Origin of the sequence: Caballeronia sp. INML2, assembly GCF_023631365.1 — a bacterium.
Lineage (GTDB): Bacteria > Pseudomonadota > Gammaproteobacteria > Burkholderiales > Burkholderiaceae > Caballeronia > Caballeronia turbans.
The window spans coordinates 44,599-63,092 of the sequence record NZ_JALQDH010000047.1; the positions used below are offsets into that span (position 1 = coordinate 44,599).

Consider the following 18,494-nt stretch of genomic DNA (forward strand, 5'->3'; position numbering starts at 1 on the left):
CATCAGTTCGACAGCGACAGATACGGCGAGCTGAACGCCTGCGGCGGGAACGCCGGCTGCGCGACGCTCTGACGCGTGAAGCTGTAGCGCACATACACCGCGGCGAGCCACTCGCGATACTGATAGGCGTTGCCGAACGATGCCGTCGCCCCGAAAGCGAGTTGCGGCGCAAGCTGGTATTCGCCCGTCGCACTGAGCGAGTACGACACGCCCGTCTTGCTCTGGCCGGGATAGACCGCGAGCGCGTCCGGCGTGGCGCCCGAGCTTGCGGCGCGCGCCTGATACGTCGCGTTCGTCGGAAAATAGTTCGACTCGTCCTGACGATAATGCTGCACGCCGATCGAGCCCTTCAGATCGTAGGTGAAGAGCCCCGTACGCCCCGCGTATTCGACCGGGAAGTTCAGGATCACGTACTGCTGCGGGCTGAAGTAGCCGCCTTGCCCATACGTGAAGTACGACAGGTTCTTGTCGTAATGCATGAGCGTCGTGTTCGCGCCGACGGTCAGCGTCTGGTCCGCGTCCTTCAAAAGGCGCGTATAGATGCCGCCGCCGCCTTTCACCGCGTTGTTGGTCGCGACCTGGTTGCCGTCGAGAAACTGATACGCCGCGTTCAGATAGACGCCGCTCGTGCCGTCGTCCCAGCCGAGGTCGGCGCGTGCGCCCGTCGATGTCACGCCGCCCCATTCGAGGCCGGCGCCCTGATCGCGCGCGCCCGCGTAGGAGAGCAGGCTGTCGGTCACGGCGCGGCGGGCGACGGCGAGCGAGTACGACACCTTGTCGCTAATCGCGTTCTGATACTGCAGTCCGCCGACGACATTGGTCTCGCGAAAGCCGAGCGGCGTCGTGCCCACATCGCCCTTGAAGTTGCGATTCTCATAGCCGAGCGAGAGGCCGACGCCCGTCGCCGTCTGCGATCCGTAGTTGTTCGTCGGCGGATTGGCTGTCGCGCCCAGACCCGATCCGAAGCGCGCGAGGGTGTTCGGCTGGCTGCTCGCGGTGCCGGCATCCAGCGTGACGGGCGTTGCGCGCACGATCACGTGTCCGTTGCCCGCCTTGATGCGGCCTTCGATGGGCGCTTCGATATCGGTCAGATTGGAGAGGCCGTCCTCGCCGTCGCGGCTGCGGAAGATGAGACCGCCCGAGACCGTGCTCGCCTGCTCGCGGTTGATCTGCGCGAGTTCTTCGGCGACGCCCGCCGTCTGCGAATTCGCGAGCGGCACGGGAACGCCGCCCGCGCTCATCGTCGCGGCGGCGGCGGCGCGCTGTGCGGGCTGCGCCTGCGACGGGTAATACGGCTGCGCGTAGCCTGCCGGCGGCTGCGGGATATACGGCTGCTGCGCGTACTGTTGCGGCGGCGGCGCGTAATAGGGCTGCTGGCCATATGGCGCCTGCGCGTACTGTTGCGGCTGCGGCGGCGCGCCGTATGCGTAGGGATCGGCGGGACGCGCGGGCGTCGTCTTGCGCGATGACGTCTGCTTCTTCTTCGTCGTGCCGGCTGCGGCCGGCGGCGCGTAGGCGTTCGACTGCGCCTCGCGCGCGCCGGGCGACATCGGCCAGGGCGCCGTGTACGGGTCCTGGGCGGCGTAGGGCGCCTGCTGCGGATAAGGCTGCTGCTGCGAATACCCCGGCTGTTGATACGGCTGCTGCGGATACGGCTGATACGCAGGCCGCTCCTGATACCCCTGCGCCGGATACGCACCGGGCGTCCCCGCATCCTGTCCCGGATAAGGCTGCAACGGCGCGCCCGATTGCCCCGAGCCGTACATGTCCGGGCCGTATCCGCCGCTCGGCGCCGAACGCGGCACGGCATTGGGCATCGTCGCCGGAGCGGAGGAAGGTGCCATATAAGGTGTCGTATAAGGCGCGGGCTGAGGAGGCGGCAGATAGGTCGGCACGGGCTGCGAATAACTCTGAGGAAGGGCCTGACGATAAGACGCGCCCGATGCGAGCGCCGGATTCGACGCCGTATCGACGGCCGTCTTGCCTTCGAACGGGTTGGTGCCGGGCAGCGGATTCGAGCCGATGCGGCTCATCGCGGTTTCCCAGCCGGGCGGAACATTGCCGCGACCCTGAGCGGACGCGACCGGCGCCGGCGTATTGGCGGCGATGAGCGAACGCTGCAGGAACTGCGCGGCGAGATCGAGCTTGCCTTGCGCGCGATACATCCGGCCGATCGCGGCGAGCACGCCCGGATCGTTCGGCGCGGCCTGATACGCCTGGTTCGCGTAGGTCTCGGCCAGCTTGAAATCGCGCACGCCGCTCGCGGCGGACATCGCGGCCGTCTGCAGGCCGATATCCTCGGGACGGCGCGACAGCGCATTCTGATAACAGGAGAGCGCGTTGCGGTCATCGCCCGCCGACGTGTACATGCGTCCGAGCGCCGCTTGCAGATCGGCGTTGTCGGGCATCGCGGCGAGCCACGGCGCGATCACGTCGTAGGCGGCGGCGAGATCGCCTTGCCTGCGCACGGCATCCGCTTGCGCCACGACGATCCCCACGTTCAGATTGTTGAAGTCCGCGCGCTGCTGCGTGGTGAGCGGCATCGACTGAAGCCGGCGCATCACGGAGCCGAGTTCGGCTTGCTGCTGCGTCGCCGACAGGATCCCCGCGTATTGCAGCAACAGGCCGGTGTCGTTCGGCGCACTGGCCATTGCCCCGCGCACGAGCGAAAGCGCCCGCCCCGGATCGCCCGTCTTGACATACGCCGATGCCACCGCGCCCATCAGTTCGGCGTTGCCCGCCGCGACCGGCTCGGCATGGCGCAGGATCGCGAAGGCCTGCTGGCGCTGGCCCGCGGCGGCGGTGCGCGTCGCGAGTTCGGCTTGCTGTTGCACCCACAGGCGATGCTGCAACGCGGTCATCGCGGGCGTGCGCTGCGCGACGGGAATGCGGTCGAGTTGAGCGAGCCCGGCCGACCAGTCCTGCGTTTCGGCGGAGAGCAACGCGCTCGCGTAGAGCGCGTCGGTCATGTCGGGATGCGTGGCGAGCAGGCCGTCCATCATGCTGCGCGCATTGCCGAGCGCGCCCTGACGCACATAGATGCGCGCGAGGTCGAGCCGCAGCCAAGGATCGTCGGGATTGTTGAGCAGTGCGTCTTCGAAGAGGCTGCGCGCCGCCCCGAGATCGCCACGCGCTTCGGCGGCGCGCGCCTGCGCGGCCTGCGCTTCACCGCGCAGCTTGTTGATGCCGCCGGCCTTGGCCTGCTGCTCCGCGTTCAGGCGATTGGCGAATTCGAGCGCCTCATCGCCTCGACCTTGCGCGGCCAGTGCGCCGACGAGCCCGCGGATCGCATCGGGATTGTCGGCCTGACGGCGCAGCGCCATGCGATACGCCTGTTCCGCGCCACGCGGATCGCCGTTTGCGAGCAGCATTTCGCCGAGCAGCACCTGTGCGGTGACATCGGATGGATCGGCCGCGATCGCGCGCTCGAAGAGCGCCTTCGCCTGCGCGATCTGGCCGTTGCTGCGCGCGCCGATCGCATCGCTCGTATAGGTCCAGTAGGTCGCGCTCGTGAGCGCGTCCTTCCAGCGCGCCGGATTGCCGGCCCGCGACGCACGTTCGAGATACGTGCGCGCTTGCGCGAAACGTTCCTGCTTCAGGGCCGCGACGCCCATGCCGCCTAGCGCGTCGGCATCGTTCGGGTCGCTCGCGAGCACCGACGAAAAGCGTGCGCGCGCCGTCACGAGATCGCCGCGATCGAGCGCGGTAAAGCCCTCCGCGACGGTGCGCCCGCGCGCATCGACCGCGGCGCCCGCCTGCGCGCGCTCGCGGGCGGACTTGTCCTGCTGAACCATCGAATCGAAGCGCGCTTTCACGGCGGCGTCGTCCGGCGAGACTTGCAGATAAGCCTGATAAAGCGGTGCATCCGATGCGCGCGCGCCGAGCCACAGGAGCGCCTGCCGCCAGCTCTTTTTCGCCTCCGCGCCGACGGCGCTATCGCCCGACAGCTTCGCGAGCCGTGCGATGCCGTCGCGCCGCGTCGAATCGCGATAAGTCAGATGCTGCGCATACGCGAGCTGATAGCGCGGATCGTCGGGATTCTGGCGCGCCAGTTGTTCGAGGCCGCGGCGCGCTTCGTCCCAGCCTTGCGGCGTGGCGGCGAGCGCCTGGTAGTACTCGAGCTGAAGCTCGGGCGTCGCGGGCTTGCCTTCGATCGCGCGCTTGTATTCCTGCACGGCCGATGCGCTCTGTCCGCTCTGCGCGAGACGCCGCGCGTCGTTGACGGTCTGATCGCGCGAGCTGGTTTCGCCCAGACGTCGGCCGAGCTCGTCGATGTTCGGATAGTTCGGCGCGACCTGGCGCAACTGCGCGAGATACTGTTGCGCGCCGCTGCCGTCCTTGCGGTCGGCGAGCACCATGCCCATGCCGAAGAGCGCGTCGGGCTGTTTGGGATTGATGCGCAGCACCTTCTGCCACGCCTGCTCCGCGAGGTCGCCGCGCCGGTGCGCCTGCCAGTATTTGCCCTGATCGATGAGCACCGTGAGCGGATCGGTCGCGGCGGCCTGCGCGAAGGCCATCGACGGCGCGGCGCAAAGCAGCGCCGCGATGACGCGTTTTCGAGCCCGGATCAGCATGCGCTTCTCCAGTTCGGCAAGAGACGGCCGTTTTCATCGAAGCGGTAGCGCCCGTCGATGAACCCGCCGCCGAACAGACCGAGCACGCGGTCGTAATAGACCGGTTCGCGTCCCGCACCCGGCGGCGCGACCAGCGCGTCGAGATGAGTGCGCGCGAGGCCCAGACCGCGCTCGTCGTTCAATGCCTTGAAGTAAGGCGCGAGCGCGCCCCAGTACGACAGCGGACCTTCGTCGCTCGCCGCGCCGCTGATGGTCGATACTTTCTCCGGCGGGAAACCCGTCTGCGCGACGCTCTGGCGCATGCCGCCAAGCGCATCGAGCCATGGGCGCGCAAGCGGATCGCTCGCCGACGCCATGCCGGCCCACAGATAGACGCGGATCGCGTCGTAGCTGCCGACATCGCCGTTCTTCGGATCGACGACGAACTGGCCGTTCTGGTAAGCCGCCCAGTCCGGCGCGTAGCCCCGCGGCGACGTGACCCTGATCATCTTCGCGGCGTTTTGCGCGAGCTTCGTCCACGGGCCGTCGGGCATTTCATGCGCGAGGCCGCGCAAGAGCGGCAGCGGCAGATAGCTCGGATTCAGGCGCGTGACATCGCCGGTGCGAAAGCCTTGCGGCCCCGGCAGGAGCATCGGGCCGAGGCCGGGCAGATCGACGATCTCCTGCTTCACGATCTGCGTCGCGAGCGCATAGGCGAGCTTCGTGTACATCGGCTCCTTCCACAGCCGGCCGGCCTGGAAGAGGTCGTAGGCGATCCACAGATCCGAGTCGGAGGCCGGGTTCGGATCCATCACGCCGAACGAGCCGTCCTGTTTCTTGCCCCATTGCCAGGCGGGCAGGCGCAGGCTGTTGGAATCGAACTGATTGGCCGACAGATTCGTGCGCGTCCAGCCGAGCAGACGGTCGAAGGTCGCGCGGTCGTTCGCGACGAGCGCGAAGAACATCGCATACGACTGGCCTTCGGACGTGGTTTGCAGCGCACCGGTCGAGCGGTCGATCACGCGGCCATCGGCCTGCACGACACGCTCGACGAAGAGGCGATACGCGGGCCAGCCGCATTGCTGCGCCGCCTGCGTGCTTGCCGCGGACGCGGCGATGACTGCACCAGCGAAGAACCTGGCGGTGGATACCCGCATATCAATCCCTCAGGCGCCGTGCGGCGATCGAGCGCAACGCACGGTAGAACAGGGCGGCGATGATGAGCGCGGCCAACAGCCCGCCGAGCACCAGCAAAAGCGGATGCGACGACAACGCCCAGCGCATGTAGTGCATCGGCGAGAGATGACCGATGTAGTACGCCTCGCCGTTCGACGTGACCGTCACCGTGCGGCCGTGGATCACGGCCATCGCGCCCTGAATCGAAGGCAGCAGGTCGTTGTCGAGCAGGGCCGCGGATAGATCGGCATCGGACTGGCCGGCCGCGCTGATGAGCGCCACCGCGCTGCGCCCGCTTTTCAGGGGCGATTCGAAGCCGGTCAGGAGCGCGTCGCCGTTGGAACTCACGAGCGAGAGATCCGCGCGCGCGGGCGAGCGTTCCGGGCCTTGCTCGCCATGCCACCAGTCGACGAGCTTGAACGCGACATCGGAAAGCTGGAAGGTGCGCGCGTCGCCGTCACCGGAAAACGGCATCTGCCTGGCCCAGCGCTGCAGGAGCGGCTGGCGTCCCGGCGAGCCGAGGATCAGCAGATCCTTGTCGGCGAAACGGTCGACGTCGTTCGCGCTCGTCACGGTGACGCCCGTCACCGGATAGCCCGTCGATGCGCCCATGCGGCCCATCTCCAGCAGATACAGGCTGTAATCGGCCGAGTTCGGCTCGTTCGGCAGCACGACCGCCGTCTGCGAGAGATCGGCGAGGCGCGTGAACGGAAAGCCGCCGTTCGCGAACGCGGCGAGATCGGGCAGCGCCATGTAGTGCGGGAAGCCGGACAGATCGATGGTCGAATTCGGATCCACCGCGCCGACGACGTTATCCAGCACGCGCCCCTGGCATTCGCCGGTCTTCGGGATGTCGTAGTAGAAGTGCAGGCGCAGTTGCGCACGCGGCGTGATGAGCAGCGGCGGCAGATAGATGTCGCGGCGCGCGGCGACGGTCTTGTCGGGCAGCACGCGGCTGAAATACTGGCCGAGATCGAACGTCGATGTCGACACCGCCGGAATGCGCAGCGACTGCACGAAGCCATCGTTCACGCTGATATTGAGCGACGAGCGGTCCGGCGCCGGACGCACCGTGTAGCGATAGCCGAGCTCCACCGGCACGCCCTTCGTCTGCCACATGAAGAGATCGGGCGGCACGCGCAGGTTGATGCGCACCGCGTCCGCGTCGTAGCCGTGGGCGGTCAGGTCGCGCGCTTCCGCGAGCTCGCCGAAGCGCACCGGACGATCGGACGGCAGCCAGTTCGGCGCGTCGTACGGGCGGCGCGGTTGCAGGTCGTTGAACTGCGTGATCGTCGCGCTGGTGCCTGACAGCGTGTTCTGGCCGACGCCGAGCGCCTTGGCGGCCGTCTTCAGTTCGTTGTCGTCGCGCCCGAGCACGAGCAGGAGGCGGCCACGCGCGTTCGCGTCGCGCTCGACGAGCGCGATGGTCGGACCGGAGACCGGCGGAATATCGACGCCCGCGACTTTCGCATCGCCGACGGCGAAGACAACGGCATTGCCCGACAGCGGCACGTTGTCGGTCTGCGCCGGAAAGATCGCGCCGCGATAGCCCGCGAGCGAGCCGAAGTATGAGGCGACCATGCCGGCCGATTCCAGCGCGGCCAGACTCGGCTTGCCCGCGAAAACGAAGGGCAGTTCGAGGCGGCGCACGTCGCGGCGGTCGAAGAACGGTTGCGGCAGCGCGGCGAGATCGGGTTTGTTGGCGATCGACGCATACGTGAGATCGAGCGAGCTCGCGTTGCTCACCGTCGCCCAGAGCGTCGAGCTCGACGGGTCCTCGCACTGCTGCGTGTAGTGCCCGATCAACTGCACGTTGAGGTGATTGAACTCCGTGATGAAGCGCGGATCGATCGCCACGTCGCGCGCGACCAGCATGCCGGCCTGATCGCGCGGCACCGGCAGCGTCGCCGCCACTTCGCCGTTGATGAGCACCTTCAGTTGGGAGGTCGAGGGCAAGAGCGACGGCGAATAGCTGTAGATCAGATGCAGGATCGCGCCGGTCACGACTTCGTCGCCACGCACCGAGAACGCGATGCCGTTCTGGCCGTCGGTGCCGCGCAGCTGCAACGGATCGAGCGCGCCGTAATCAGCGAAGGTGAGCGTCTGGCGGCGTCCGCCGGGCACGAGCGTGCCGGGGTCGGCGGTCGTCGGGATGCGCGAGGTGAGCGGCTTGTCGGGCTTGCCGGAGAACGCGGGAACGGGCATCGCGAGCGCCGGCTGCTGGATCGCGGCGGGGTTGTACACCACCGCCGGACTCGGCGCGGGCACGGCGCCGACGCCGGTCGCCTGCTGCGTGGCCGGCGGGACGCTCCCGGAAGCCGCGTTCGGCGCGACCGCAGCCGACGCGACCGGGGCCGCGAATGCCGTCTGCAAGGCCATCAAAACGGCCAGTGCGCGGCCCAGCGGTTTTTCGCAAAAACGCGGCGCGCGCTCGCCCGTTTCGTTTTCAACGCGCAACTTCGACATGCCCGTGCCCATTATTGGTCTTTGGTTTTCAGCTTCTTCACATCGACCGGGCGCTTGTTCATCCAGGTACGAAGGTCGCTGTACAAATGCTCGAACAATCCCGCGATGCCGCGCGTGCCCACCAGCAGCACATGCGACAGGCCGCGCAGCGGCGTATCCGGGCGGCGTCCCTCGGACCAGCCGGTCCAGGCGTCCGCGCGCGCGAAAGTCGTCTTCACGAAGTCGTATTCCTGCTCGCGCGTGAGTTGCGAGAATCGCAGGCCGACGCGGCCCGGCTCCGTATAGCCGACCGTCGCCGGAAACGCGTACTCCTCGTCGCCGCGAAAGAGCGAGACGGTCACGCGCTCGTGCATCGGCACTTCGAGCTTGCTCGGCAGCGCGACGCCCACGCCGCCTTCCGAATAGTCGATCGTCTCGCACGCGAGCGTGCGGCCGGTCGAGAACTTGAGCATCACGGGCATCTTCATCGTCACGCGATGTGTCGCGCGCACCTGCTTGCGCTCGCTCGCCGCCGCCACCGACGCGCCGAGAATCAGCATGTTGTAGACCGTCCAGCAGAGGTTGAGGATGGTCGTGTTCACTTCGCTGCGGATGTGCCAGTACATGACGATATGCACGACGCCCGCGATGAAGCCGAGCAGGTTCAGCAGCAGCAGAAACAGGTACGGCCGCGAGATGTACCAGTCGAAGTAGTCCTTCGCGATCTGGCCGCCCTTGGCCGTCACGTTGAACTTGCCGAGCTTCGGGTTGATGACCGCGAGGAGCGTGGGCGCGGTGATGTACGACGCAAGCACCGACTCATACACTTCGGCCCAGAACGAGTGGCGGAAGCTGCGCTGCATGCGCGAATTGGTGATGCTCGCGTGCATCATGTGCGGCAGCGCGAAGATCGCAATGGTGCTCGCCGCCGCTTCGATCACGTGCGCGCCGAAGAACAGATACGACAAGGGCGCGGTGAGGAACACGAGACGCGGCACGCCGTAGAAGAAGTGCAGCATCCCGTTCAGATAACAGAGCCGCTGGCCGATCTTCAGGCCCTTGCCGGTGAGCGGATTGTCGATACGGAAGATCTGCGTCATGCCGCGCGCCCAGCGGATGCGCTGGCCGATATGTCCCGAGAGGCTTTCGGTCGCGAGCCCCGCGGCCTGGGGAATCGCGAGATAAGCGGTCGTATAGCCGAGCCGATGCAGCTTGAGCGCGGTATGCGCGTCCTCCGTTACGGTCTCGACCGCAATACCGCCGATCTCTTCCACCATCGAGCGGCGCAGCACGGCGCACGAGCCGCAGAAGAAGGTCGCGTTCCAGAGATCGTTGCCGTCCTGAACGAGGCCGTAGAACAGCTCGCCTTCGTTCGGCACCTTGCGGAACGTGCCGAGATTGCGCTCGAACGGATCGGGCGAGAAGAAGTGGTGCGGCGTCTGCAGCATCGACAGCAGCTTGTCGCGCAGAAACCAGCCGAGGCAGATCTGCAGGAAGGAGCGCGTCGGAATGTGGTCGCAGTCGAAGATCGCGAGGAATTCGCCCTTCGTGATCTTCAGCGCCTCGTTGATGTTGCCGGCCTTCGCATGACGATTGTGCGTGCGGATTGTCCAGTTGACGCCGACTTCCTCGCAGAACGTCTTGAACTCGGGACGGCGGCCGTCGTCGAGCACGTGGATCGCGAGCTTGTCCGACGGATAGTCGAGCGCGAGCGCCGCGTAGATCGTCGGCTTCACGACCGAGAGCGGCTCGTTGTAGGTCGGGATGAAGACATCGACGGTCGGCCACTGGCTGCGGTCCGCGGGCAGCGGCAGCGGCTTTCTCTTCAGCGGCCACGCGGTCTGGAAGTAGCCGAGCAGCAGCACGAGCGTCGCGTAGACTTCGGCCGCGACGAGCAAGAGGCCCCACGCGGCGTCGAGCGGGCGTTCCCAGTAGGTCGTTTCGGTGAGACGCCAGAACATGTAGCGGCCCGACGCGACGATCGACAGCATGATCATCACGAGCGTCGCGTACTGGCCTTGCAGGCGGCGAAAACCGAGCGCGCAAAGGAAGCAGATCGTGGCGAACGCAAGCTGCTGGCCGAACGCGAGCGGCACCGTGACGACGAAATACAGCGCGAACGCCGCGAAGACCGTGAGGAGAGTCACGACGATGCGGCTGCCCCAGATGCCCGCATCGACGAAACGTTCGAGGCGCGAGGTCGCGACGCTGACCTCGGTTTCGGGCGAGGGGATCTTGGCGGAACTCATGCGAGCTTCCTCGACGAGGCGGCCATCGCATCGATGGCGGAGAGAAGCCAGTCGCCGCACGCGCGCAGATCGGCGGCGGCCTGCGAAAGCGGATCGTAATGGATGAGCGTCGTGTCGCACGCGAGCGATTCCGAGACGCCTTCGTCCTGATGGATCACGCCTGGGAACATCTTCGTGCCGAGCATGTTGCGCAGCACCTTCAGCACGTCCTTGCTCAACTGGCGCGACTGATCGACCTGATTCACGACATAGCCCTGGCCGGCGAAATCCGGGCGCGGTGCGGCGTAGGCATCGACCATGCGCTCCATGCCGGGAATCGCGGCATAGGACGCGGCATCCGCGAGCACGACGTTCAGCGCGAAGTTCGCCGCTGTCAGCGCGGTGCGCGTATAGACCGACGAGCCCGGCGGCGTGTCGACGATCACGATGTCGCTGGCGTCGAGCGCGAGCGACTGCAGCGAGTGGGCGAGCCACGCGGGATCACTGTCGACGAGCGCCTCGAAGCGGCGGCGGTCGTCCTCGATCACGGCGCCGTAGGGCAGCACGGTCACGCCGTCGACGCCGTCGAACATCACCGTTTGCCACGGATCGCCGGCGAGCGTCGCGCGCGAAATGCCGTCGATGCTGTCGAGCGGAATGCCGAAATGCAGGCGCAGCGCGTTTTGCGGATCGAGATCGAGCACGATCACGCGGCGGTTGCGCGCGGCGAGCACCGAAGCGAGATTCGCGGCGAGCGTCGTTTTGCCGACGCCGCCCTTCGCGGAAACTACCGTGATGACTTTCATGAGCGTGAGTGGCGGCGTGCCTGAGCGGCGTGGCCGGTGCCTGCGCGCGTGTTCGAGGATTCTTCGCCCTGGGGACGGGCGCGGCGCAGACGCTCGAACACGGCGTCGAGCGAGCCCGCGGGCGCGCTCGGGACGTGCTGCGTCGGTTGCCCGAAGAGCTTGCCGAGGATCGAATGCGGCGCGGCGGGCGTGGGTTCGGGGGCGGGCACTGTCCGCGGAGAGGGCGTGCGGCGCGCGAGAAAGTTCGAGCCGAGCGTGGCGGACGCGCCCGGGCGTTCCGTCACGACCGTGCCGGCGTCATCCGCCACGGCCTTCGATTCGACAGGCGCGGCGAAAGTCTGTACGGGCGGCACGCTCGCTGCGGGTGCGTCCGCCGAATCCGCAATCGTTCCGGTTTCGTTCGACGCCGATTCGCCGGGCACCGAAAAACGCAACGCGCTCAGCGACTCGGCGGCGGGCGGATTGACGGGCGGAATCGTGCGGCGAAGGGGCCGCGTGAAGAGCGATTGCCTGCCCCGATGAATCGGCGTCGGCTTTTCGGCCGGCTCGACGGACGGTTCAGTCGCACGCGGCCGCGCAATGTTCGGTTGCGCGTCGCGGCGCGGCGCGATCTCGGGGATCGCCGGTTGCGCGAAGTCGAGCGTGGCGAGCAGCGGCCAGCGGGTGCGAGCCGTCCTGGCCTCGTTCTCTCGTCCGATTTCCTGGTAGTCGCCTGCATTGCCGCCGAAATGATCGAACAGCTTCTCGATGTCGCGCGAAGTATTCATGATGCCGCTTCCTCGTCGTGCCAATTCTTGATGCCTGGCCGATGCTGCTTGTCTGGAGCCGCCCGTTGGGCCGCTTGGTGCCGCCGCATCGAGGCGGCGGTCGGATTGCGCTGAAGACGTTTCAGGCCGCGACGCGCGCGAGCCTGAATTCGATGGCCGCGTCGTCGCCGAACTCGCTTGCCTGCCGGATCGCGAGTCCCTGCGCGCCGAGCGCGGCGAGCCACTGTTGATACGCTCCTTCGAGAAACGCGGGCGTCCACGCGAGCGCGCTTTCGCCGAAGGCAGGCAGCGGCGCGCAGTAATGGACGATGCTCAGATAGTCGCGTTCATCGGACAGTTCGACGAAGCCCCAGTCGGTGTCGTGCCACAGGGCGTTGAGCGTGTCGGCGAGCGCCGCTGTCGAATCGCAGGGCGGCAGCGGCCGCGCCTCGGCGAACCGGCTGCCCACGCGATGCATCAACTGACGCAATTCATTGCGCCCGATCTGCGCTTCGAATTCGTCTGCAAGGGCGGCCAGCAGGCCTCGCCATTGCCGGGAAATCTGACTGTCCAACAGGTAATCGAAAATAGCGGCCATGTTCTGGTTCGGCAGGGCGCGAGCCACAGCGCGTGATTGATCAGTCTTGTTTACACCCTCGCAAGCTATCCCATTAACCCGCGAGCATTGATCCGGACGCTTGTCCAGGCGCTATTACATGTCTGAACTTACTTCAATGCGATTGTTTTCGCCAGTGGAAAGACTAGCAGCGGATTGCTTCGTCGGATTGGGCGAACAGGACGTGGCGAAAGGCTCAAATCGGGCGTTCGGCGCGAGTGCGACTGGACGAAATATCGACACGTCTGCACGTCTCGTATTTCCGGGCTTGCCCCGCCCGCCACGGCGGAGGCGGCAGTGTACCATCTTGTTAATGCGATAAATTCACGCCCCGGGTCTGATTCGCACCGATTGACTTCTCGCGGAATCGCATGCGGGCGGCACCCGGCGGATTGATTTCTTGGTCGTCTTGAGTGCTCGCGAAGGGCCCGTGTCGGCCAAGGCATGCATTGCGCCCGATCATCCGCGCGCACGAAAAAAAGCGCCCCGAGTGGGGCGCTTTGCATGAAAAGCTTGAACGTTCAGGGATTCGCGCGTACCGCGTCTCTGACTGCGTCCATCACGATGCCGTAATTGAGCGGGATGTCCAGCGAATCGGAGTAACCGGGTTCGTCGTCGGACTCCTTTGAGACTGCGCGAACCGGAATCGGCTCATAGGCGGTTTCGCCTGCCGGATTGTCGCGTCCTTCGATGGCACCCTGCAATTGCGGATTCTTCACGATTAACTCCTGCGGTAATGGAGCGGCGAGGAACTGCAATATAAACCAACGTCATGACATTTTGGCGACTTCGTTTTGAGGACTCGCTTCGAAAGCGCTGCGCGCGGCGCGCCGGTAATCGCCGCTGTCGGGCGTTTCTAGAGAGTGCGGGGCCTCTAGTGTAACGGTGGTATGCACTTTCGAACGTGCAGTTCGATTATGACAATGGCGTGCCGATATTGTGTCCGGCGACCGAAATCGGCCCGGAAATTGCATGATATACCGCTATTACCTATGCTCTTAAAAATGACCGAGCGCCAATTGATTCTCCGATTTCGTCTGACCTGCAAAGAAACACAATCGAAAGCGGCCGCCGCGCGACGGTTTATTTCCCTTCAACAATACCGGCGGTTTCAACGACGCTGGTGCAAAGGCCGTAAAAGCAAAGGAGAACGTGGCATGAGCAAGATCGCGATCATCGGGGCGACAGGCAACGTCGGCAGCCGCCTGCTGGAAGAAGCGTTGCGGCGCGGACACACGGTCACCGCGATTGCGCGCGATACCTCCGCGCTCGAACAGCGGGACGGCGTCAGTGCGCACGACGTAGATGCGCGGGATGCCGACGCGCTCGCTCGCGTTCTCGCCGGACACGACGCGGCGTTCAGCGCGACGCGCTTTGCAACGATTTCCGAAAGCGCGATCGTCGAACCGGTGAAGCGCGCCGGCGTGCAGCGCCTTCTGGTCGTCGGCGGTGCGGGCAGCCTGTATGCGGCGCCAGGTCAGCGCGTGCTCGATTTGCCGGGTTTTCCCGCAGCGTACAAGCCGGAAGCAACGGCGGGCGCGGCTTTTCTGGATGCGCTGCGCCGCGAGCGCGACGTGGACTGGACCTTCGTTTCGCCATCGGCGGAATTCGTTCCGGGGCCGCGCACTCAGAAATTCCGGCTGGGCGTGGATGAACTGCTCGTCGACAGCAGCGGGCGCAGCTGGATTTCGTACGACGATTACGCAATCGCCTTCCTCGACGAATTCCAGCGTGGTGCTCATATCCGGCAGCGGATCACGGTGGGCTATTGAACACGCGCGGCGGAAGAACCGGCATCAACTGACGATGCCGGTTCTTCCGCCGGTTTCAATCCCCGTTGACCGTCAGCCTTGCAAATCGACTTCCATTTCCTCGGCGTTTTTAGGCATCGCGGCCGCGAGAATCATCGCCGAGGCATTCTGCGGCTTCGGATCGCGCTGCGACGGCCGATAGACCTGATCGCCCCGATGGATCGGCATTCCCGATAGCGAGCACACGCCTTCGGCCGTCGCAGTCGTGGCGCGCCAGCCCTGATAACCGTAGTGGCACGTGCCGGGATCGGACCAGTAGACGAGCGCCGTCGCGCTGCTCGGACGCTCGATTACGCGCACGATGGCCTGCGGGAACGGCAGGCGATCATCCGCACGATGTGGGTGCGCCCGATTCCAGTCGCGCGTCAGGCGTTCGAGGAACGCGCTTTCCGCGCGGGCGGATTTCTGGGATGGGGCAGTGCGAGCGATGTCCGTGGGCATCGCCTCGAGCAGGTGAACCGTCTGTGACCACGGGTCCGCTCTTTTCGAAAAAGCTGTCATGGCATTGTTCCAAGCTTTGACTCGACCTAGAACGTACGTCATTAAGCATATTCCGATAAATACCGCATCAGTGAATACACTATCCCGCTGTTACGAATAATCAGGCGGCGAAGCGCGAGGTCCCCCTTCGCGCCTTGACCGGCGGGCATTTCAGCCATTCGTAAGGTGCGTTGCGGACCGATATAGACGGCGCTTTAGGCCGCAATCACCCAATTTCGCGAGGGTCTTGTTCGATACGCGCGCGGATTGTTCCGCGAGACGAACCGGTCCAGATCTATCAGCGAACCGGCGATCCCACGCGGAGCCTCGCAGGCACGACGTGCCACGCAGTCTCGATGTCTCCCGCGGACCGACCCGTTAAGCGACTGCGCGCGCTGCCGCACGACCCCGCAACCACTCCAGCGCGAGCAACAGGCTCGTCGAGAACACGATGAGGATCGTCGCGAGCGCGGCGATCGTCGGACTGATGTTTTCGCGGATGCCGGTAAACATTTGCCGCGGCAGCGTCGTCTGATCGGCGCCGGCGAGAAAAAGCGTAACCACGACTTCATCGAACGAGGTGGCGAACGCGAACAGCGCGCCCGAGATCACGCCCGGCGCAATGACCGGCAGCGTCACGCGGAAGAACGTCTTCAACGGGCTCGCGCCCAGCGACTGACTCGCCCGCACGAGGTTGTAATTGAAGTTCTGCAGCGTCGCGCCGACGGTCGTCACGACGAACGGCACGCCGAGCGCCGCATGCGCCAGAATCAGCCCGAAATAGGTATTGGCGATGCCGAGCGGCGCGAAGAACAGATACATGCCAACGCCGACGACGATCACCGGCACGATCATCGGCGAAATGAGCACGGCCATGAGCAGGCTCTTGCCCATGAAATTGGCCTTCGTGAGCCCGACCGCGGCGAGCGTGCCGAGGATCGTCGCGACGAGCGTTGCCGAAGGCGCAACGATGAAGCTGTTCTTTGCGGCCATGCGCCACTCATCGGACATGACGAGGTTGTGATACCAGCGCATGGACCAGCCCGGGATCGGATAAACCAGGAACGTGCTCGATGAAAACGAAAGCGGCACGATCGCGAGCACAGGCAAAATCAGATAGAGCAGCGTCAGCACGCAAATGATGCGCAACGCGAAATACCAGATGCGCTCGATGGCGGACGTATGCGGCGCGAACATCGGTTTGGCGAGTTTCATCTTTTGTTACCCCAAGCTCACGTTGGCGCGCGTGAAGCGTCCGTAGACCACGTAGAGCAGCAGTGTCGCGGCGAGCAGCAGCGCGCCGAGCGCGCACGCCATGCCCCAGTTGATCGTTACGTTCGTGAAGTAAGCGATGTAATAGCTGACCATCTGATCGTTCGGCCCGCCGAGCAGCGCCGGTGTGATGTAGTAGCCGATGGCGAGAATGAACACGAGCAGCACGCCCGCGCCGATGCCCGGGTAAGTCTGCGGCACATAGACGCGCCAGAACGCGGCAAACGGATGACTGCCGAGCGAAACGGCCGCGCGCTGATAGGTCGGCGGCACCGACTTCATCACGCTGTAGAGCGGCAGGATCATGAAGGGCAGCAGGATGTGCGTCATCGAGATATAGACGCCGACGCGGTTGAAGAGCAGCGCCAGCGGCGAGCCGATCAGCCCGCTGCCGAGAAGTGCCGTGTTCACCAGCCCTTCGCTTTGCAGAAGCACGATCCACGCGGCGACGCGCACCAGCACGGACGTCCAGAACGGAATCAGCACGAGCACCATTACGAGGTTGGCGCGGCGCTCGGGCAGCGTCGAAATCCAGTAGGCCAGGGGATAACCCAGCAGCAGCGCGAACAGCGTCACGCCCACGCCGATCACGAAGGTGCGGCCGAAGACGTTGAGATAGATCGACTGATCCGGCTCCGCATGAACGATGTTGCCGAAGCCGTCCTGTTTGTGATCGAGCGACGCGAGCATGTAGAACGGCGAATAGCGGCCCGCGTTCTTCGCGATCGCCTGCCAGTACGCGGGGTCGTTCCAGCGCTCGTCGATCTCGAGGATCTTCGCCTTGATCTGCGCGGCGGGCAGGGCCTTGCCGTCGTCGCCGGTGAGCGGCATCGCGCGTGCGGTTTTCGCGACGAGCGAGCGATAGCCGGGGATTTCGGTATTCAGGCGCCGCGCGAGTGCGCCCATCGATTCGCCGTCCGAGATCGCGGTGAGATCCTGCGCTAGCGCGGCATAAGCTTCATCCGATGGCGGCGCCTTGCGGTCCCATTTCGCCAGCGCCGCGCCGGTGTGCGGCAGTGCGTTCGCCACTTCGGGGTTTTCGATCGCGCGCGTGAGCAGCGCGCCGATCGGCACGACGAAAATCAGGAACAGAAAAATGGCGAGTGGCGCGATGAGCATGAGCGCCATGGCGCGCTTTTTCGCATCTGCGATCTTCAATTCGCGCTTCAGACGCGCGCTTGATTCGCGCGATTCTTCGGCGGGGATCGTCATGGTGTTCACGCTTGAGTCTCCTTCTTTGCGGTCGCGCTTTCGAAAAGCGCGACCGTCTTGCTGCTTATGATGCGTTTACTTCGACGCCCACGCGGTGAAGCGCTGCTCGAGCTCGTCGCCGTGATCGGTCCAGAACGCCATGTCCTGCAGCACCGCGTTCTTCGCGTTCTCCGGCGAGTTCGGCATGTCGGCCTTCGTCTTCGTGTCGAGGGCGGAGATCGCCGCCTTGTTCACCGGGCCGTACGCGATGTTCTTCGCATAGACTTCCTGCGGCTTCTGCGACACCGAATATGCGATGAACTGCTGCGCGACGTCCTTGTTCGGCGAGCCCTTCGGAATCGCCCAGTAGTCGAGGTCGTAGATGCTGCCGTTCCACACGACCTTCAGGTTCTTGCCTTCCTTGCGCGCGGCGTCGATGCGGCCGTTATACGCGGTCGACATCACGACATCGCCCGCGACGAGGAACTGCGGCGGCTGTGCGCCTGCCTCCCACCATTGAATGGACGGCTTGAGTTCGTCGAGCTTCTTGAACGCGCGGTCCGCGCCGGCCTTCGTGCCGAGCACCTTGTAGACGTCCTTCGGCGCGACGCCGTCGGCCATCAGCGCGAATTCGAGGTTGTAGCGCGCGCCCTTGCGCATGCCGCGCTTGCCGGGGAATTTTTTCGTGTCCCAGAAGTCCGCCCAGCCTGCCGGCGCCGTCTTCAGCTTGTCGCCGTTGTAGGCGAGCGCCGTGGACCAGACGAAGAAGCCGACGCCGCAGGTTTGCGGCGATTCGGGCACGAGGTCCGACTTCTTGCCGATCTTCGACCAGTCCAGCTTTTCATAGAGCCCTTCGTCGCAGCCGCGGCCGAGATCGCCCGATTCGACTTCGACCACGTCCCAGTTGACGTGCTTCGCTTCGACCATTGCCTTGACCTTGGCCTGCTCGCCGTTGTATTCGACGGCCGTGACCTTGTTCTTCGTCGATTGCTCGAACGGCTGATTGAACGCGACCTTCTGCGCATCGCCGTTCGCGCCGCCGAAATTGACGACGGTGATTTCCGCCGCGCCCGACGCCGCCGACACGCACGCGAGCGCAGCCGCCATGGAACACAGTGCGAACTTCTTCATGATGGTTTCCTCTCTTCTTCGACTTGGTTTTGTCAGTGG

At 65.4% G+C, this 18,494-nt stretch carries 13 protein-coding genes; 1 reads left to right on the forward strand and 12 read right to left on the reverse strand.

Annotated features, from left to right (window positions below):
- Positions 1-2: 2 nt before the first annotated feature.
- The 8 genes from NCT32_RS16215 to NCT32_RS16250 form a co-directional block, all read right to left on the reverse strand.
- Complete coding sequence (locus tag NCT32_RS16215; RefSeq protein ID WP_061115996.1) at positions 3-4,574, reverse strand: cellulose biosynthesis protein BcsC; 4,572 nt, start codon at positions 4,572-4,574, stop codon at positions 3-5.
- Entirely contained in the window at positions 4,568-5,710 is a 1,143-nt protein-coding gene (gene bcsZ, locus NCT32_RS16220) for a cellulose synthase complex periplasmic endoglucanase BcsZ (RefSeq protein ID WP_061115995.1), read from the reverse strand. Before bcsZ ends, NCT32_RS16215 begins: the two co-directional genes overlap by 7 nt.
- Position 5,711: 1 nt before the next feature.
- Complete coding sequence (gene bcsB, locus NCT32_RS16225) at positions 5,712-8,207, reverse strand: cellulose biosynthesis cyclic di-GMP-binding regulatory protein BcsB (RefSeq protein WP_096031941.1); 2,496 nt, start codon at positions 8,205-8,207, stop codon at positions 5,712-5,714.
- Positions 8,207-10,423, reverse strand: a complete 2,217-nt coding sequence (gene bcsA / locus NCT32_RS16230; protein WP_061115994.1) for a UDP-forming cellulose synthase catalytic subunit — start codon at positions 10,421-10,423, stop codon at positions 8,207-8,209. The genes bcsB and bcsA overlap by 1 nt, the downstream gene beginning before the upstream one ends.
- Positions 10,420-11,208 (reverse strand): cellulose biosynthesis protein BcsQ, encoded by a 789-nt coding sequence (gene bcsQ / locus NCT32_RS16235; RefSeq protein ID WP_061115993.1) that lies wholly within the window; start codon positions 11,206-11,208, stop codon positions 10,420-10,422. The genes bcsA and bcsQ overlap by 4 nt, the downstream gene beginning before the upstream one ends.
- On the reverse strand, positions 11,205-11,975 hold the full coding sequence (gene bcsP / locus NCT32_RS16240; protein ID WP_061115992.1) for a cellulose biosynthesis protein BcsP: 771 nt from the start codon (positions 11,973-11,975) through the stop codon (positions 11,205-11,207). The genes bcsQ and bcsP overlap by 4 nt, the downstream gene beginning before the upstream one ends.
- Positions 11,976-12,096: 121 nt before the next feature.
- A complete protein-coding gene (bcsD, locus tag NCT32_RS16245; RefSeq protein ID WP_061115991.1) occupies positions 12,097-12,552 on the reverse strand; it encodes a cellulose biosynthesis protein BcsD in 456 nt (151 codons plus the stop codon).
- Positions 12,553-13,091: 539 nt separating this feature from the next.
- A complete protein-coding gene (locus NCT32_RS16250) occupies positions 13,092-13,289 on the reverse strand; it encodes a hypothetical protein (RefSeq protein WP_061115990.1) in 198 nt (65 codons plus the stop codon).
- A gap of 438 nt (positions 13,290-13,727) precedes the next feature.
- Here NCT32_RS16250 and NCT32_RS16255 point away from each other — a divergent pair, with 438 nt between their 5' ends.
- Positions 13,728-14,342, forward strand: a complete 615-nt coding sequence (locus NCT32_RS16255) for an NAD(P)-dependent oxidoreductase (protein WP_061115989.1) — start codon at positions 13,728-13,730, stop codon at positions 14,340-14,342.
- A gap of 72 nt (positions 14,343-14,414) precedes the next feature.
- Here NCT32_RS16255 and NCT32_RS16260 read toward each other — a convergent pair whose 3' ends face one another.
- From NCT32_RS16260 to NCT32_RS16275, 4 genes are all read right to left on the reverse strand, one after another.
- A complete protein-coding gene (locus tag NCT32_RS16260) occupies positions 14,415-14,882 on the reverse strand; it encodes a DUF3331 domain-containing protein (RefSeq protein WP_250477345.1) in 468 nt (155 codons plus the stop codon).
- Positions 14,883-15,239: 357 nt separating this feature from the next.
- Positions 15,240-16,076 carry an ABC transporter permease gene (locus NCT32_RS16265; RefSeq protein WP_061115987.1) on the reverse strand — a complete coding sequence of 279 codons (837 nt, stop codon included), beginning with the start codon at positions 16,074-16,076 and terminating at the stop codon, positions 15,240-15,242.
- 6 nt (positions 16,077-16,082) lie between these two features.
- Positions 16,083-17,354 (reverse strand): ABC transporter permease, encoded by a 1,272-nt coding sequence (locus NCT32_RS16270; protein ID WP_061115986.1) that lies wholly within the window; start codon positions 17,352-17,354, stop codon positions 16,083-16,085.
- 66 nt (positions 17,355-17,420) lie between these two features.
- Positions 17,421-18,455: an ABC transporter substrate-binding protein gene (locus tag NCT32_RS16275; RefSeq protein ID WP_061115985.1), complete on the reverse strand. Its 1,035-nt coding sequence runs from the start codon at positions 18,453-18,455 to the stop codon at positions 17,421-17,423.
- Positions 18,456-18,494 lie beyond the last annotated feature (39 nt).

Excerpts from the sequence above, each read along its gene's own strand:
- NCT32_RS16215 (WP_061115996.1), bottom strand. The coding sequence starts at position 4,574 with ATGCTGATCCGGGCTCGAAAACGCGTCATCGCGGCGCTGCTTTGCGCC.
- bcsZ (WP_061115995.1), bottom strand. The coding sequence starts at position 5,710 with ATGCGGGTATCCACCGCCAGGTTCTTCGCTGGTGCAGTCATCGCCGCG.
- bcsB (WP_096031941.1), bottom strand. The coding sequence starts at position 8,207 with ATGGGCACGGGCATGTCGAAGTTGCGCGTTGAAAACGAAACGGGCGAG.
- bcsA (WP_061115994.1), bottom strand. The coding sequence starts at position 10,423 with ATGAGTTCCGCCAAGATCCCCTCGCCCGAAACCGAGGTCAGCGTCGCG.
- bcsQ (WP_061115993.1), bottom strand. The coding sequence starts at position 11,208 with ATGAAAGTCATCACGGTAGTTTCCGCGAAGGGCGGCGTCGGCAAAACG.
- bcsP (WP_061115992.1), bottom strand. The coding sequence starts at position 11,975 with ATGAATACTTCGCGCGACATCGAGAAGCTGTTCGATCATTTCGGCGGC.
- bcsD (WP_061115991.1), bottom strand. The coding sequence starts at position 12,552 with ATGGCCGCTATTTTCGATTACCTGTTGGACAGTCAGATTTCCCGGCAA.
- NCT32_RS16255 (WP_061115989.1), top strand. The coding sequence starts at position 13,728 with ATGAGCAAGATCGCGATCATCGGGGCGACAGGCAACGTCGGCAGCCGC.
- NCT32_RS16260 (WP_250477345.1), bottom strand. The coding sequence starts at position 14,882 with ATGACAGCTTTTTCGAAAAGAGCGGACCCGTGGTCACAGACGGTTCAC.
- NCT32_RS16265 (WP_061115987.1), bottom strand. The coding sequence starts at position 16,076 with ATGAAACTCGCCAAACCGATGTTCGCGCCGCATACGTCCGCCATCGAG.
- NCT32_RS16275 (WP_061115985.1), bottom strand. The coding sequence starts at position 18,455 with ATGAAGAAGTTCGCACTGTGTTCCATGGCGGCTGCGCTCGCGTGCGTG.